This window comes from Marinilactibacillus kalidii (assembly GCF_017599325.1).
Classification (GTDB): Bacteria; Bacillota; Bacilli; order Lactobacillales; family Carnobacteriaceae_A; genus Marinilactibacillus; species Marinilactibacillus kalidii.
The window spans coordinates 98,620-115,741 of the sequence record NZ_JAGFVM010000023.1 but is presented as its reverse complement, the minus strand read 5'-3'; the positions used below and the strand labels follow the sequence as shown (position 1 = coordinate 115,741).

Sequence of the window (17,122 nt, the reverse complement as noted above, 5' to 3'; positions counted from 1 at the left end):
TCAAAACTAAACAAAGTAAAATACCTGTGCAAGGTTCCGTTTGCCCTTAAGGCAATATCCTTAGAAAGGAGGTGATCCAGCCGCACCTTCCGATACGGCTACCTTGTTACGACTTCACCCCAATCATCCATCCCACCTTCGGCGGCTGGCTCCCAAAAGGGTTACCCTACCGACTTCGGGTGTTACAGACTCTCGTGGTGTGACGGGCGGTGTGTACAAGACCCGGGAACGTATTCACCGCGGCGTTCTGATCCGCGATTACTAGCGATTCCAGCTTCATGCAGGCGAGTTGCAGCCTGCAATCCGAACTGAGAATGGCTTTAGGAGATTAGCTAAACCTCGCGGTCTCGCAACTCGTTGTACCATCCATTGTAGCACGTGTGTAGCCCAGGTCATAAGGGGCATGATGATTTGACGTCATCCCCGCCTTCCTCCGGTTTATCACCGGCAGTCTCGCTAGAGTGCCCAACTAAATGCTGGCAACTAACAATAGGGGTTGCGCTCGTTACGGGACTTAACCCAACATCTCACGACACGAGCTGACGACAACCATGCACCACCTGTCACTCTGTCCCCGAAGGGAAAGCTCTATCTCTAGAGTGTTCAGAGGATGTCAAGACCTGGTAAGGTTCTTCGCGTTGCTTCGAATTAAACCACATGCTCCACCGCTTGTGCGGGTCCCCGTCAATTCCTTTGAGTTTCAGCCTTGCGGCCGTACTCCCCAGGCGGAGTGCTTAATGCGTTAGCTCCAGCACTGAAGGGCGGAAACCCTCCAACACTTAGCACTCATCGTTTACGGCGTGGACTACCAGGGTATCTAATCCTGTTCGCTCCCCACGCTTTCGAGCCTCAGCGTCAATTACAGACCAGAAAGTCGCCTTCGCCACTGGTGTTCCTCCATATATCTACGCATTTCACCGCTACACATGGAATTCCACTTTCCTCTTCTGCATTCAAGTCTTCCAGTTTCCAATGACCCTCCACGGTTGAGCCGTGGGCTTTCACATCAGACTTAAAAGACCGCCTGCGCTCGCTTTACGCCCAATAAATCCGGACAACGCTTGTCACCTACGTATTACCGCGGCTGCTGGCACGTAGTTAGCCGTGACTTTCTGGTTAGATACCGTCAAGGTCGGGGCAGTTACTACCCGACTTGTTCTTCTCTAACAACAGAGCTTTACGATCCGAAGACCTTCTTCACTCACGCGGTATTGCTCCATCAGGTTTTCACCCATTGTGGAAGATTCCCTACTGCTGCCTCCCGTAGGAGTCTGGGCCGTGTCTCAGTCCCAGTGTGGCCGATCACCCTCTCAGGTCGGCTACGTATCAATGCCTTGGTGAGCCATTACCTCACCAACTAGCTAATACGCCGCGGGTCCATCCATAAGCGGCAGCCGAAGCCACCTTTCGTCTAAGAGACAGGCGTCTCAAAGACATATGCGGTATTAGCATCCGTTTCCGAATGTTATCCCCCTCTTATGGGCAGGTTACCCACGTGTTACTCACCCGTTCGCCACTAATCCACTCTCTGCAAGCAGAGAGCTTCATCGTTCGACTTGCATGTATTAGGCATACCGCCAGCGTTCGTCCTGAGCCAGGATCAAACTCTCGTTTTAAGTGTTTGACTTGCTCATTGATAAAAATTGTGAATGAACCTTGTTCATTCGTTTAGTTGTCTTGATTCATAAATGAATCGAAGACCCCTGCACATTTGGTTGTTTTTACTTTGTTCAGTTTTCAAAGATCAATCGTTTAGCCTACTGGTTAAGCCGTTCTTGCGAACGTCAACTCAACTTGTCGACTCATACTATGTTACATCATCGTGTCGAAGATGTCAACAAATTTTTAAATTTATTTTTTTGATTGCAAATGCGAATCAGTTGAAAAGATCAATTCTTTATAACTGCGTTTCGTTATCAGCAACGTTTTATACTTTACCAGTTAGAATCGATCTCGTCAATAGATTTTTATATTTTTTTCAATTTTTTTTGATGTAATACATAAAAAGGTTGATATACCAACTTTTATAAAATTACCTTTATTGAGCTTCGACTTCTTTCATAAACGAGAAATCTGCCGTTTCTTTTTTAGTAATCAATAATAAGCCGTCACCCAGTGGCAATAAAGTTGTTTCGAGCGCAGGATGATCAAGAACAATTTCTAAAAAAGCATTTAACTTTTTATGAATCTTTCTTCTTCGTCTTGGAATATCCTTTACATCCTCTAATATTGTACCACCTTGAAGCACATCATCTACCGCTAAGACTCCACCATCTTTTAAAACACGCATACAATCGGGGAAGAAATCATAATACTTTGCTTTAGCGCTATCCATAAAGATAAAATCATATCGATTCTTTTCAAGTTTCGCTAGCCACTCATCTGCTTGACCTTCTAATAACGTAATACGATCTTCTATGCCGAGTGTCTTAAAATTTACTTTTGCTTTTTCAAGCATCACAGGGTTACGGTCGATTGTAGTGATTTTACCATTCTTTTCCATATGTTGCGCCATTAATCCGGCTGAAAATCCAATCGCTGTACCAATTTCTAAAATTTCTTTCGGTTTGATTTGTCCAAATAGCCATACGAAAAATGCGACTGTCTCATGAGGAATAATCGGCACCCGTTTTTCGTTGGCTTCTTTTTCTATTGTTCCCAGTTTCCCATCTAATTGCTTCTGTGCTGTTCTTAAAAAATCTCTTACTTCTTCTATTACAACTGGGCGATCCATCATTTCATTTATTTTATGCATATTGTCCTCGGCTTTCTTTTAGGAATTTCCATTATATTTTACACGTATTTAGGTATTTCTCCAAGTAGTTATCTGTTATAATTATAATGTGAGAATAGAGAAAGTTATATGAGAAGGAGCCAATAATTATGTTGATTAAACAGTTATCTGTACCAAAGAATGTTGTTAACACCATTTCTGAAGAAGCAACGCTACAAGAATCAATCGAGCTTTTAGAAGAAACGGGTTATCGTTGCGTGCCAGTACTTGATGAAAGTGGCAAAATCTTCCGTGGAAATATTTACAAGATGCATATCTATCGTCATAAAGCTAACGGCGGAGATATGAGCCTTCCTGTTACACACTTACTGAAAAATGCAACAAAGTATGTGCATTTGAATTCTTCATTTTTCAAAATTTTCTTCATGATCAAAGATTTGCCTTATATTACTGTACTTGATGAGAACAACCACTTCTATGGTATTTTAACGCACAGTTCATTAATTGATTTGCTTGAACAATCTTGGAGTATTGATCAAGGTAGTTATGTTTTGACCATTGCAACACCTGGTCAAAAAGGAGATCTAACGTCTATGACGAAGATTATCAATCGCTACTGTTCTATCATGAGTTGTATTACGCTAGATGTCAAACGTGAAAATATGGTTCGCCGTACTATCATGACTCTAGAACCTGGACTTTCAGAAAAGACATTAGAAGAATTGATCGCTCACTTAAATCGTAAAGGTTTTAAAGTTGTCGGTACTGAAGATTTGCATAACGACTAATCTTATTCATCAGTGTTCATACAAAAAGCAGTGTCTCTTTTACCAGAGACACTGCTTTTTTACGCCCGTTTTGTTCATCAATTAGTTCATTTGTTGTCTAAAATTAATTTTACTATCTAAATAAAGCATGAGCGGAATACCAATTGCCATGGTTACAAATTGACTGACGAACAGAGATGCATAAACAATCCAAAATGCTTGATCTGCGTCGAACATCAATAGTAAAAAGGCGATCATGAAGGTAAAAAATGAAAATACGATTGTATTGACTAACATTTTCTTCTTGACTGATGTCATCTTTCTAGTCAGTAAAATGATAACGATAAAGGAAACAATCGTATGGCCACCCCCAAGTATCCAATCGTATACACCGAATGGAGATAGGATAACATTGGCGATAATCACACCAATTCCGATTCCATAAGCATACTTTTTGTCAAAGGTAACTAAATGATTCAGCATTTCTGATAGTCGGATTTGAACTGCTCCAAATCCCAATGGTGCAATAATAAGTGTAATTACGACATACAAGGCACCGACAATTGCATTCAATACCCATTGTTTTGTTTTCATAAATGATTTCCTCCTAGTTTTTGATAACGTGGGTTGGCGCTCTCGAACCACGGTTGTTAGACAACGTTTAGTAGTTTATCACGATTACATACATGGTTGCAATATTTTTTTGAAAACGCGAAAAAAGAGGGTATCCATAAAGGGATACCCTCTTTTCTACTAAGTAATTAGGATCGTTTTAATCAAATATGTTTGTATTTGTTTGAAAGACCTACACTGATAGATAACGCTTCGTCTACAGAGTCCATAATATTCGCATTTAAATGCGTCACTTTATCTCGGAGCCTCTGTTTGTCGATTGTTCTTATCTGTTCTAGTAGTACAACAGAATTTTTCTCAAGTCCTTGATCAGCACCTACTTCAATATGCGTAGGCATTTTGCCTTTTTGAATCTTCGTTGTAATCGCTGCAACGATAACAGTCGGACTATACTTATTACCAACGTTGTTCTGAATGATCAAGACTGGCCTCATTCCACCTTGCTCCGAACCAACGACTGGTGATAGATCCGCATAATAAATATCTCCCCGCTTAACCATAGGCTTTTTCTCCTCGAAGGTACCTTTTTGGAAAAGTTTGCTGCATGCGACCCTCAATGACTCCTACTTCATCGCATGTAACATTCCTTTTTCAGATATGATAATGTGCTTCGCTTTCGCATCCATCGAACTCAGAGCATATCTCTAAATTGATGTTAGCCATTTCAGCATATCCTTTCCGCATGGCATCCATTTTATTCATACTCTCTTTGATACAATAATTTACCATTTGTGACATCAGTTCCGTTTTCTCAACATTTGTTTCCACACAGAACTCGACTAAGTCTTCATAAACTGATTGATCTAACTCAATAATCATTTTCTTGTTGCGCTGCTCTTCCATGATTGTGCCCTCCAAAAGATTATCGCTACCTACTCTATTCCAAGTCCTGATTAAATCATTTGAGCGAGACTGCTCCATTCAGCAAGACTGGCCAATGTTCAGTATGTTGGATCCATTTAGGAATGAATCGTGCAAATTACTATCTTAAGGTTAAGTTTATCATGAAAGACCTTGCATTAAAACCGGTCAATTCTATCGTTTGTGACGATTTCATGACCATATGATCATTTCACATCGAACTTATTAAGAAGTTTTTTCTAATATCACCTGTGCTGCCGCTACATTATTCGTATGCGTAATGGTGACCCAAGCATTACCGGCAAATGGGGACAGCGTAATCTCAGGCTTACCAGAAGCACTATTCAGTATCTCGATGTCGTGGAAACCGACTTTACCAATCCCCGTGCCCAACGCTTTGGAAAAGGCCTCTTTAGCTGAAAACCTTCCGGCAAGAAATTCATCTCTACGCGTACCCTTCAACTTTTCATAAACTTGAAGTTCATTTTGCGTTAAAACACGTGAGGGAAAGCTTTCTCTCTTTTCACTCGCTTCACTAATTCTTGAAATATCAACTATATCCAATCCAATGCCTACAATCATGCAATCCCTCGCTTACAAACATGCTTATTTCTTTTCTACTTGTTCGAATACAATAGTACCAGAACCTTTGGGAAAAGTCATACATAAGCTCTATGACCGTCACCCTACTAATCCCAATCAGCCTCTAGTTCATATGCATTTATTTCTCATCAGTAATAAATGCGTATAATCTAAAAAAGGGATCCATTTCTGGACCCCTTCTCAACTTGATTTTTAGCTATTTCCTTTAGTGCTGCTTCCGCGATCCTTACGGTAATTGTTACGACGTCCGCCGTTTTCACTGCGTCCTTTACCGTCACCACGTCTGTTTGTACGTTTGTTGTTGCTACTTCCACTACGGTTATTTCTACTACGATTACCGCCTCTATTTCCGCCACCACTACGTTTACGGTCTTTGTTCGGAAGTGGTCTTTGAGGTGTGATCGTTACAGGTACTTCAGTAGAATCTTTAATCATAGACTTAACTAAAGCTGCTGCGATGTCCTCAGAAGAATATGCGCTCAACAACTTTTCAGCTGCATTGTGGTATTTATCCAAACCGTTTTCTACGATTGTTTTACGGATATCTTCCATAGCAGTTTCTAATTGGCTTTCAATAGCTTCGTCGTTAGTAGGTGGACGAAGAGAAGAAATTTCTTGCTTGGTTAGGTTTTCGATTGTACGTAAATAACCCATCTCTTGTGGTGTTACAAACGTTACAGAAACACCTTTTTCACCAGCACGACCAGTACGTCCGATACGGTGAACATAACTTTCAGGATCTTGAGGAATGTCATAGTTATAAACATGTGTTAAACCTGAAACGTCTAATCCACGTGCAGCAACATCCGTTGCAACTAAGATATCCATTTTTCCTTTTTTAAAGTCACTCAATACGCTCATACGTTTACTTTGAGAAAGGTCTCCGTGGATTCCTTCAGCTTGGTATCCGCGCATTTCAAGACCTTTAGCTAGTTCGTCAACACGACGCTTCGTTCTACCAAAAATGATAGCTGAAGTTGGGTTTTGAACATCGATTAAACGAGTCAAAATATCAAACTTCTCATTATCACGTGCTTTAGTAAAGTACTGCTCGATTGTTGCAGCAGATAAGGTTTTTGTTTTGATTTTAACTGTTTCAGGTGATTTCATGAAACGTTCAGCAATACGCTTGATTGGTGTAGGCATTGTTGCTGAGAACAAGAGTGTTTGACGCTCTGAAGGTACTTCGCTGATGATAGATTCAATATCTTCGATGAATCCCATGTTCAGCATTTCATCCGCTTCATCTAATACAAGCGTTTCAACTTGATCTAGTTTCAATGTTTTACGTCTAATATGATCTAATAAACGTCCAGGCGTACCAACGACGATTTGCGCGCCACCTTTAATTTGTTTGATCTGTCTTCTGATATCCGCTCCACCGTAAACGCATGTTACACGTACGCGTTTATCTTTGCTTAAACGGAAAATTTCTTCTTGTGTCTGGATAGCTAACTCACGCGTTGGTGCGATAATCAAACCTTGTACGTTACGGTTGCTTGGGTCGATTTTTTGTAACATCGGAATACCAAACGCAGCCGTTTTACCTGTACCTGTTTGTGCTTGTCCAATAACATCTTTGCCTTCTAAGGCTAAAGGTATTGTTTGTTCTTGGATTGGGGTCGTTTCTTCAAATCCCATACCCTCTACTGATTTCAATATTTCTGGTGCTATGTTTAATTCGCTAAATTTCAAAAAATAATTCCTCCTATTGTTTTCCTTGGCTTCTATTTTACTGTGGAGCCAAGGAGTAATGCCTTAAAGTGAACGCATACCGTTCAATAGGTTGGCACTACTTAAAAGAAACTTATCGCCTCTAGATTCAATGAGGGTAGTTCGTCGTTTCTTTTTCACATAAATACCCTAATGTTCGTATACGAAACGCTCGATGCGAAACACCAGGGTTTTAAATTCTTCTTGACTCATATTTAATTAAAAATCATTTACTTTGAATTAGTATTCCGCTAATGAAAGCAAAATCGAACAATATCGAACCGTTGCTCAACAGACATCATAGCATGCATAGTTTTAATTTTCAACTACATCAGTGGATAAATTAAATGAATACGTTTTATATGACCTATTTTTTCAAATCGTTGACTACATTCAAAATGCCTGTTCCTAAGCTAGATTTCAGTAAGACAGTATCGTTTGATTGAATCGTTTTTCTCAAATAGTCAATCATCGGTTGTTTATCTCCTGAGAAATGTCTGATTGTTTCTAAACTGAACTGATCTTTAACTGTTTCATAGACTATGCCCATTTCTTCTCCATAAAGAACGAGCTGATCAATCGATGCTGCGTCAATAGCTTTCGCAACATCTAAATGAAGTTGTTCTGAAAGAGTTCCTAGTTCTAGAATATCTCCTAATACAACGATTTTTCGTCCATCTACGTCAATTGTAGAAAAATAATTTAACACGGCTTTCATTGATGAAGGACTAGCGTTATAAGCATCATTCAACAGTTGCGCCCCATTAAACCCTTCTATCCATTCCAAACGATTTTTGGTTAATTGGAACTGTTCCAATTGTTTCGCACATGTCTCTACTTCAATCCCTAATTCTAACCCCACAGCTAGCGCAGCCAATGCATTTTGTACATTGTATTCGCCTGGAGTAGGTAGCGTGATCGTCAGATCTGGAGAAAGGTTCACAGAGAATTTAGTCGTTCTCATTTCTGAAACGACTTCTACTGCATAAAGATCTTCTTTCGATGACTTCCCAAATGTCCGCGTTCTGAATCCTGACATCTTTTCTACACGTTCTGACAACAGAGGTTCTTCTCTTGGATATATCAATACACCTTCTGATTTCAGTCCGTCTGTAATTTCGAGCTTGGCATCAGCAATGCCTGATCTTGAACCAAAGAACTCAATGTGCGATTCTCCAATCATAGTGATTACCGCAATATCTGGTTCGGCCATTACGGATAACACATGAATTTCTTGAGCCTGACTCATGCCCATCTCAAGAACAACGACTTCAGTTTCTTCTGGCATTTCCAATATGGTGTATGGTAATCCAATATGATTATTAAAATTCCCTACTGTTTTATGTGTTTTATAACTGGCAGAAGCGACTGCTTCAATCATGTCTTTAGTTGTGGTTTTACCATTACTTCCTGTTACGCCAATAACCTTTGGATTCACCTTTTTCAGATACCACTTAGCTAGTGACTGTAGTGCAATCAATGTATCCCTTACGAGAATTACTGGAATATCTTTTGGCGCTTCTTCAATTGGATCACTCCAGAAGGTTGCACTTGCTCCATTTTCAATGGCACTCTGGATATATTCATGTCCATTACGTTCGGCTACTAAAGGTACAAATAGACTGCCTTCAGAAAGGTTTCTAGAATCAAAAGAGACTTCTTCGATTTTCACTGTTTCATCTTCAGCGTAGTAAACAACGCCTTGGGTGGCTTCAGCTATTTCTTTTAACATCCATTTCGTCATATTGTTCTCCCCAATCTATGTTTCTCGATTAGATTATCGAGCGTATTTTTTTAACGATTTTTAACGATCTTTCAAGGCTTGGCCTTGTCTGGCTTTGAAACGATGTAGTCCTAATTGAATGAGCTCTTCTATCAGATCACCGTAAGCAAGTCCTGTATTTTCCCATAGTCTTGGATACATACTATACTCCGTAAAACCAGGGAAGGTATTCACTTCGTTGATATAGATTTCATTTTCCGGTGTCAGGAAAAAATCGACGCGCGTTAGGCCACTACCATCAATTGCCATAAATGCTTTTGCAGCATATTCTCTCAGTTTATTCGTAACCTCTTCAGGTACTTGTGCTGGAATTTGAGGAATGACTTCATTTGTCAGGTATTTAGATTCATAATCGTAGAACTGCTGCTCTTTCACTAACTCTCCCGGCACAGAAGTATTCACATCTTCATTACCCAAAACAGCCACTTCGATTTCTCTCGCTTCAATACCTTGTTCCACTAAAACTCTTCTATCATATTCAAACGCTTTTTCAATTGCCTTAATCAGTTCTTCGCTATTATTGGCTTGCGTAATGCCGACACTTGATCCCATATTAGAGGGTTTGATAAACATGGGGTAAGGTAACTGTCTTTCAGTTTCTTCAACAACAGCTTCTTTGTTTACTCGCCAGTCATTCACTCTCACTTCATAGTAAGGAACGATTGGTAACCCTGCTTCTTGAAAGAGAATTTTACTGATGATCTTATCCATTCCTGTAGCACTCGCTAATACCCCAGATCCTACATATGGAATGCCTAGAACTTCAAATAATCCTTGTACTGTTCCATCTTCTCCATTTGGACCGTGCAATACCGGAAAGACGATTGATTGATCTTTAGGCATATCGCTAAATGAAAGCTCATTAGCTTCATCTTTAAAAATCAGATCTTTCTCAGAAGTCAATTGGCTTGGATCTTTAATGTCTTGTCCTCGCAACCACTTACCTTCACGTGTAATAAAGACTGGGGTTACTGTGTAGTAATTATAATAAATTTCTTTCAGGATAGCGTACGCTGATAAAATAGAAATATCATGTTCAGCACTTTTCCCTCCGTAAATCAGGAATATATTCATCAGATTTTCTCCTTTAATAGTGATTCATTTTTCTTGTTTCACTCAAATACTGGTAAGATGTTCTAACGATTATTTTAGCAACAAACGACTGACATAACAACTAAACTTTGAAAGGATTATAGAAAAATACACTTGTTTATTTATCGACTATCTATCCAATGACCGTGAATATATGTACACTTTTGTTATACTGAAAATGTGCAAATAAAAAAAGCTCTGGATAGCCAGAGCTTTTTTAACAGACGATTTACGCTTCGTCCATACCGTATTTTTTGTTGAAACGGTCGATACGTCCATCTGCTTGCGCAAATTTTTGACGACCAGTGTAAAATGGATGTGAGTCAGAAGTAATCTCCATACGAATTAATGGATATTCTTTTCCGTCTTCCCATTCAACTGTTTCGTTAGATGCTTTAGTAGACCCTGACAAGAATTTAAATCCTGTAGTAGTGTCCATAAAAACGACTTGATGATATGTTGGGTGGATTTCTTTTTTCATATTGTTTTCACTCCTTGTGCCATGAAATCTCTGCGATCTCATAGTTGTCTTCTATCATAAAATGCTTCGGATTGTCTAACCATTATAGGCAGACACTCTTCCCCACTTTTAGTTTGTATGCAACATTAAATATAATAGCACGATTGACTGGTTGTTGCAATCATTTTTTAGAGAATACTGTAAAATGATTGCTCACGTCTCAAGCTACTTTTTTATTTCTGTTGTAACATTTTTTGAACAAACTGATCATTTCTTTTATACCTACTAAGCGTTTTGATAAACTGGTCGGTATATTCAAGGGTATCATTACGCATGCCGCGTCTTAACTTATAGACTGCTTCATATTGCTCTTTGGTCAGCAACATATCTTCTTTACGCGTACTTGATCGCTTGATATCAATCGCCGGATAGATTCTTCTCTCTGCAAGTTCTCTTGATAGGTGTAGTTCCATATTTCCAGTACCTTTGAATTCTTCGTAGATAACATCATCCATTCGACTACCCGTATCAACCAATGCTGTTGCTACGATAGTTAAACTACCGCCTTCTTCAACATTTCTGGCTGATCCGAAGAATCGCTTCGGACGATAAAGTGCCGCTGGATCGATCCCACCACTCAATGTACGACCACTAGGTTGTTCTACAAGATTATACGCACGCGCTAGTCTGGTGATACTATCCATCAAAATGACGACATCTCTCTTGTCTTCTACTAATCTACGCGCACGCTCGAGGACGAGTTCACTCACTTTCACATGGTTTTGCGGCTGCTGATCAAATGTAGAATGCACCACTTCTCCGTCTATACTACGCTCAAGATCCGTCACTTCTTCGGGACGTTCATCAATCAGCAATACAATTAATTCAACTTCTGGATGGTTTTGTTTAATACCATTGGCGATTTCTTTCAAAATCGTCGTTTTCCCTACTTTTGGTGGTGCAACAATCAAACCACGTTGACCAAATCCGATAGGTGCAATTAAATCAAGCATTCTTGCAGAAAGTTCCTTAGGTTCTGATTCAAGGTTGATTCTTCTATCTGGATATAGTGGTGTCAATGCTGGAAAATGCGGTCTTTCTCGCGCTTCTTCCGGATCTTTACCATTTACCTGACGGACGTTCATCAATCCATAATAACGCTCGCCAGATTTGGGCGGTCTCGCTGTCCCAGTGATTTTATCCCCATTGCGCAATCCGAAACGCGTCATCTGAGAAGCTGAAATGTAAATATCTTCATTACTATGCGAATAATTGATAGGTCGAAGAAAACCAAAATCTTGTGTATAGATTTTATCCAGTACACCAGACACTTGGAAATAGCCTTGTTTTTCTTCTTGCGCACGCAAGACAGCCAGCGACAATTCTTTTTTGTTCATCTGACTATACTTTGGAATTTTCAAGTTTTTAGCTAACTCATAGATTTCTTTTAATGTTTTTTGTTGTAAATCATCAAATGTCAAAAAATTTGCCACTATTGTTTCCCCTATTCGTACATACCATTTTTTACGTTATTCTGTTACTTCTATTTCTTCCATACGGATATCTGCACCAAGTGCTGTCATCTTTTCAATAATGTGTGAATAGCCACGCAAGATATTCTCCACACCAGTAATCTCAGTTTCACCATTCGCAATCAAACCGGCAATCATTAAACAAGCGCCGGCTCTCAGATCACTAGCTTCTACTTGAGCACCATCTAGTTTTGACTGCCCTTCAATCAAGATAGTATCACTCGTTACACGCGCTTCTGCACCCATACGGTTCAATTCGGGAATGTGTTTTACGCGCTTAGGATAAATTGTATCTACGATTGTTGAGTTTCCTTCTGCCATCATCAATAATGGCGTGAACGGTTGTTGCAAGTCTGTCGCAAAGCCTGGATAAGGAAGTGTTTTGATGGACACACCTTTTAACTTACCAGTCGGTTCCGATACGCGGACAGAGTCTTCTCCGATTTCCATCGGAACACCCATTTCATCCATTTTCGCAATGAGCCCTTCAATATGTTCTACGATGACATTTTTCACAAGAATATCTTTACCTGCTGCTGCTGCCATGATCAAGTAAGTTCCCGCTTCAATGCGATCCGGGATAACGGTATGACGACATCCGTGCATCTCTTCTACCCCATCGATTCGGATGATATCTGTTCCGGCACCTCTTATTTTTGCACCCATATTATTCAATAGCGTTGCGACGTCAATAATCTCAGGTTCGCGTGCAGCATTTTCAATGATCGTTCTGCCTTTGGCTTTTACAGCCGCTAGCATTACATTGATTGTTGCGCCGATAGAAACAACATCGAAGTAAATTCTTGATGCTGTCAATCCGGATTCATCTGTTTTTAGGTACATCGCGCCTAATTCATTTTCAACAGAAGCACCCAACGAACGGAAGCCTTTTAAATGTTGATCGATTGGTCGCGGTCCTAAAAAGCAACCGCCGGGTAGTCCGACGACACCTTGACCAAATTTTGTCAGAAGTGCGCCCATGAAGTAGTATGATGCACGCAGACTTTTGATTTTCCCACTTGGCATCGGTATAGAGACCATTTCAGACGGATCAATCACAAGTGTTGAACCATCAAAGTCTGTTTTAACGTTCATTTGGTTTAGAATTTCAATCAATGAATGGACATCTTGTATATTCGGAACGCCTTCTAATGTTACAGGCGAATCTGCTAATATAGCTGCTGGTATCAATGCGACTGCACTATTTTTAGCGCCCGATATCGTTACTTCTCCGGTTAATTTGTTTCCACCGTTTATCAATATTTTTTTCATAGCTACTTATACAAGCCTCTCTTTTAAAAAATTATTTGATTATACGAATCTTTATTTCTGCTGATGGTTACTTAAACAGTATGTGGTAAAACAGCTTCTAATCTTTGGTAGACGATCCCTGCTGTAAATGCTTTGACCATATCAATGGGCAAGAAAGCCGTCAAATTCGTTAACATGATTGACTGCCACGAAATCGCTGTTCCGAGAACTTGATTCATAATGACGAACTGGTAAGTCATACCAATGAGGTACAATACCATAATCCCAACGAACATCGTCCCGATTATTTCTATACTGCTTGCTTTCTTCTGGTGCAATCTTCCCACCACTAAACTGACGAATATGGCGCCGATGATATATCCGAAGGCTGGAGATAATAGGCTTTGGAACCCACCTGATCCACCTGCGAACACTGGAAAACCAATCAATCCTAATATCATATAAAGCGTGATTGTCAGGGCACCTTTTATCTTACCCACTAGTGCGGGAATCAGTAAGAAAAAGAAAACTTGCAATGTGATTGGGACTGGTCCAATGGGAATGATAAAAACAGATGCGACAGAGAGCATCGATGTTAGTAAGGCTATTTGCATGAGGTCTTTAGTTGAATAGTTTTTCAAAGGGATCTCCTTTGCCAAGTTAATAGTTTAAAACACAGATAAGTATAAACAATAAAGTTCTGTAATACAATATTAAAAGTAAGAATGATATGGTCTTGCAATCACCTGTTCATCACTATGTAAAACGGTAAAACGACGCCTGATCACTCAGCCGTCGTTTTATCTGTTATTTTTATTGAAAGGATTCGATTAACCTTGGTTAGATGAACCGAATTCTTGCATTTTAGCTTTAGTTGTTGCAGTGATATTTTCTTTACCGGGTCCGATAACTTTACGTGGATCGTAAACTTTATCATCGTTAGCTAGAACTTCACGCGTACGTTTAGTCCAAACTTGTTGTAATTCAGTATTCACGTTGATTTTAGTGTGACCATATTCGATTGCTTTTTTGATTTGGTGTGTTGGAATACCAGATCCACCGTGTAATACTAGTGGTGCACCAGTTAATTCAGAAATTTCTTTCATTTCGTCAAAACCTAGTTGAGGTTCGCCAACATAGTCTCCGTGAACTGAACCAAGCGCAGCTGCTAAAGCATCGATTTTCGCTTCAGTTACCATACGTTTACATTCTTCAGCATCAGCATAATTTACGTTACCGATAACGCCATCTTCGTTTCCGCCAACAGATCCAACTTCGGCTTCAACAGAAACACCTTTAGCATGTGCATATTCAACAACTTTTTTAGTTGCTTCAATGTTTTCAGTGATCGGGAATTTAGAATTATCGATCATTACTGAAGAAAATCCAGCATCGATTGCTGCTGTACATGTTTCTAATGAAGAACCGTGATCCAAGTGAACTGCTACAGGTACAGTGATGTCCATTTCTTCCATCAAAGCATTAACCATTGCTGTTACAACTGTAAATCCGCCCATGTATTTTGCTGCACCTTCAGAAACTCCTAGGATTACTGGAGATTTTTCTTCTTTAGCTGCTGTTAGAATAGCTTGAATCCATTCTAAGTTGTTGATGTTGAATTGGCCTACAGCATATTTACCGTCTAAAGCTTTGTTCAACATTTCTGTCATACTCACTAAACGAGTCATGTATTTGTTCCTCCTCAAAATTTTCGCACTTTTAAACCGAGGTTTGATTATCGGTTTCCACTACATTATATACAAAATTCACAAATAAAACTAGTCAAATATAGAGAATTCGACGGGTTTTTCTATCAACTTGCTGCTATGACTTTATCTGATTTTATTTCGATTAGACTCTTTTCAAAATTTTAATCGGTTCGCCATTTATTTGCTAAGCGCATTTTCAAGCGATTTTTCTACAAATGCTGCAAATAATGGTTGTGGTCTATCGGGTCTTGAGATAAATTCAGGATGGAACTGGCAACCAACAAAGAATGGGTGATCCGGAACTTCAATGATTTCCACTAAACGATTATCTGGAGAAACACCTGAGAAGACAAGTCCTTTTTCTTCTAAGATTTCTCTATATTCATTATTAAATTCATAGCGATGTCTGTGACGCTCTTGAACCACTTCTTGATTATCGTAAGCTGCTGCTGTCACTGTATTTTTTTCTAATTTACATGGGTACAGACCCAGTCTAAGCGTACCGCCCATTTCAACAACGTCTTTTTGATCAGGCATCAAATCGATAATGTTATGTTCAATCGTTGGATCAACTTCCGCTGAACCCGCTCCTTCGATCATAGCAACGTTACGTGCATATTCAATTGTTGCTAATTGCATACCTAAACAGATACCGAAGTAAGGAATCTTGTTTTCTCTCGCATGTTGGATGGCAAGTAATTTCCCTTCAAGACCTCTTGAACCGAATCCTCCAGGTACTAAAATACCATCTACATCTTCTAATTGACTCATCAATTCAGAAGGTGCTAATTTCTCAGCATTCACCCACTTGATTTCAATATCAGAGTCAACAGCATAACCTGCGTGTTTCAATGCTTCTACTACTGATAAATAAGCATCCGGTAATTCTACATATTTTCCAACGATGGCTACACGTGTTGTGTATTTCAGGTTTTGTACTTTTTCTTCTAATTTCTTCCACTCAGTCATATCAGCTTGAGGAACATCTAGTTTCAAATGATCCACGACGATTTGATCCATGTGTTGTTTCTGAAGATTCAATGGAATCGTATAAAGGGTTTCAACATCAAGCGACTCAATGACCGCTTTAGAATCGACATCCGTAAATAAAGCCAGTTTATCTTTTGTATGTTGATCAAGTGGATACTCTGTTCTCACAATCAGTAAGTTTGGCTGGATGCCTAGACTGCGTAATTCTTTTACACTGTGCTGAGTCGGTTTTGTCTTCATTTCTCCTGCCGCTTTTAGATAAGGGATCAACGTAGTATGGATGTACATCACGTTGTCTGATCCTACCTCACTCTTCATTTGACGAAGTGCTTCCAAGAATGGAAGAGATTCGATATCACCCACAGTTCCGCCAACTTCAGTAATGATAATATCTGAATCTGTCGTTTGTGCAGCACGCATGATCTTTTGCTTGATCTCATTTGTAATATGCGGAATAACTTGCACGGTCGCACCTAAATAGTCCCCGCGTCTTTCTTTATTTAATACTTCAGAATAAACCTTCCCTGTCGTTACATTGGAGTATTGGTTCAAATTGATATCGATGAAACGCTCGTAATGGCCTAAATCCAAATCTGTCTCAGCACCATCATCTGTTACAAAAACCTCACCGTGCTGGTATGGACTCATCGTTCCTGGATCCACGTTGATATACGGATCAAATTTTTGAATCGTGACTTTTAATCCTCTGTTTTTCAACAATCTTCCTAGCGATGCCGCTGCGATACCTTTACCAATTGAAGAAACAACGCCACCTGTTACGAAAATATATTTTGTCATTAAAATGCCTCCTATATGCTGTTCGGGAAAGTTCAGTGCAGTCTTGCGCCGTACGTTCATTGCCTATCAGACGTTTCCACTCGTCTCTCTAAAAAAGAGAAAGCTCCCCATTCTAAATAAGAATAGGGAGCTTGATATATGTTGTATTCCGCTCTGCCCTACTAAGACGTTCTACTCCCTTTTAGTTAAAAGTTTG

General features: G+C 39.7%; 15 protein-coding genes and 1 rRNA gene. 1 reads left to right on the top strand and 15 read right to left on the bottom strand.

The window, feature by feature from the left end; all coding sequences use genetic code 11:
- Positions 1-64 precede the first annotated feature (64 nt).
- Positions 65-1,616: ribosomal RNA gene (locus tag J5J05_RS05225) — 16S ribosomal RNA — on the bottom strand.
- A 422-nt stretch (positions 1,617-2,038) separates the two neighbouring features.
- Positions 2,039-2,755: an O-methyltransferase gene (locus J5J05_RS05220; protein ID WP_208559613.1), complete on the bottom strand. Its 717-nt coding sequence runs from the start codon at positions 2,753-2,755 to the stop codon at positions 2,039-2,041.
- A gap of 128 nt (positions 2,756-2,883) precedes the next feature.
- Between J5J05_RS05220 and cbpA the strand changes: the two genes are divergently transcribed.
- Positions 2,884-3,522 carry a cyclic di-AMP binding protein CbpA gene (gene cbpA / locus J5J05_RS05215; RefSeq protein WP_208559612.1) on the top strand — a complete coding sequence of 213 codons (639 nt, stop codon included), beginning with the start codon at positions 2,884-2,886 and terminating at the stop codon, positions 3,520-3,522.
- Positions 3,523-3,603: 81 nt separating this feature from the next.
- On the opposite strand, the gene J5J05_RS05210 is transcribed toward cbpA, so the two are convergent.
- The 13 genes from J5J05_RS05210 to J5J05_RS05150 all read right to left on the bottom strand — a co-directional run bounded on the left by J5J05_RS05210 (position 3,604) and on the right by J5J05_RS05150 (position 16,926).
- On the bottom strand, positions 3,604-4,095 hold the full coding sequence (locus J5J05_RS05210) for a QueT transporter family protein (RefSeq protein ID WP_208559611.1): 492 nt from the start codon (positions 4,093-4,095) through the stop codon (positions 3,604-3,606).
- Positions 4,096-4,277: 182 nt separating this feature from the next.
- Positions 4,278-4,634, bottom strand: a complete 357-nt coding sequence (locus J5J05_RS05205) for a type II toxin-antitoxin system PemK/MazF family toxin (protein ID WP_208559610.1) — start codon at positions 4,632-4,634, stop codon at positions 4,278-4,280.
- Between the two features lie 91 nt (positions 4,635-4,725).
- The gene (locus tag J5J05_RS05200; protein ID WP_208559609.1) at positions 4,726-4,977 is read right to left on the bottom strand and encodes a hypothetical protein; all 252 of its coding nucleotides are present in this window, start codon (positions 4,975-4,977) and stop codon (positions 4,726-4,728) included.
- A 243-nt stretch (positions 4,978-5,220) separates the two neighbouring features.
- Positions 5,221-5,577: a holo-ACP synthase gene (gene acpS / locus J5J05_RS05195; protein WP_208559608.1), complete on the bottom strand. Its 357-nt coding sequence runs from the start codon at positions 5,575-5,577 to the stop codon at positions 5,221-5,223.
- Positions 5,578-5,790: 213 nt separating this feature from the next.
- Positions 5,791-7,293 carry a degradosome RNA helicase CshA gene (gene cshA, locus J5J05_RS05190; protein ID WP_279633294.1) on the bottom strand — a complete coding sequence of 501 codons (1,503 nt, stop codon included), beginning with the start codon at positions 7,291-7,293 and terminating at the stop codon, positions 5,791-5,793.
- Positions 7,294-7,678: 385 nt separating this feature from the next.
- Positions 7,679-9,055 carry a UDP-N-acetylmuramoyl-tripeptide--D-alanyl-D-alanine ligase gene (locus J5J05_RS05185; protein ID WP_208559607.1) on the bottom strand — a complete coding sequence of 459 codons (1,377 nt, stop codon included), beginning with the start codon at positions 9,053-9,055 and terminating at the stop codon, positions 7,679-7,681.
- Between the two features lie 60 nt (positions 9,056-9,115).
- Positions 9,116-10,168 carry a D-alanine--D-alanine ligase gene (locus J5J05_RS05180; protein ID WP_208559606.1) on the bottom strand — a complete coding sequence of 351 codons (1,053 nt, stop codon included), beginning with the start codon at positions 10,166-10,168 and terminating at the stop codon, positions 9,116-9,118.
- 247 nt (positions 10,169-10,415) lie between these two features.
- Positions 10,416-10,667 carry a type B 50S ribosomal protein L31 gene (locus J5J05_RS05175; RefSeq protein WP_208559605.1) on the bottom strand — a complete coding sequence of 84 codons (252 nt, stop codon included), beginning with the start codon at positions 10,665-10,667 and terminating at the stop codon, positions 10,416-10,418.
- A 212-nt stretch (positions 10,668-10,879) separates the two neighbouring features.
- On the bottom strand, positions 10,880-12,139 hold the full coding sequence (rho, locus tag J5J05_RS05170) for a transcription termination factor Rho (RefSeq protein WP_208559604.1): 1,260 nt from the start codon (positions 12,137-12,139) through the stop codon (positions 10,880-10,882).
- A gap of 36 nt (positions 12,140-12,175) precedes the next feature.
- A complete protein-coding gene (locus J5J05_RS05165; protein WP_208559603.1) occupies positions 12,176-13,450 on the bottom strand; it encodes a UDP-N-acetylglucosamine 1-carboxyvinyltransferase in 1,275 nt (424 codons plus the stop codon).
- Between the two features lie 71 nt (positions 13,451-13,521).
- Entirely contained in the window at positions 13,522-14,070 is a 549-nt protein-coding gene (locus J5J05_RS05160) for a biotin transporter BioY (protein WP_208559602.1), read from the bottom strand.
- 189 nt (positions 14,071-14,259) lie between these two features.
- A complete protein-coding gene (gene fba, locus J5J05_RS05155) occupies positions 14,260-15,117 on the bottom strand; it encodes a class II fructose-1,6-bisphosphate aldolase (protein WP_208559601.1) in 858 nt (285 codons plus the stop codon).
- Between the two features lie 198 nt (positions 15,118-15,315).
- Positions 15,316-16,926 carry a CTP synthase gene (locus J5J05_RS05150; protein WP_208559600.1) on the bottom strand — a complete coding sequence of 537 codons (1,611 nt, stop codon included), beginning with the start codon at positions 16,924-16,926 and terminating at the stop codon, positions 15,316-15,318.
- Between the last annotated feature and the right edge of the window lie 196 nt (positions 16,927-17,122).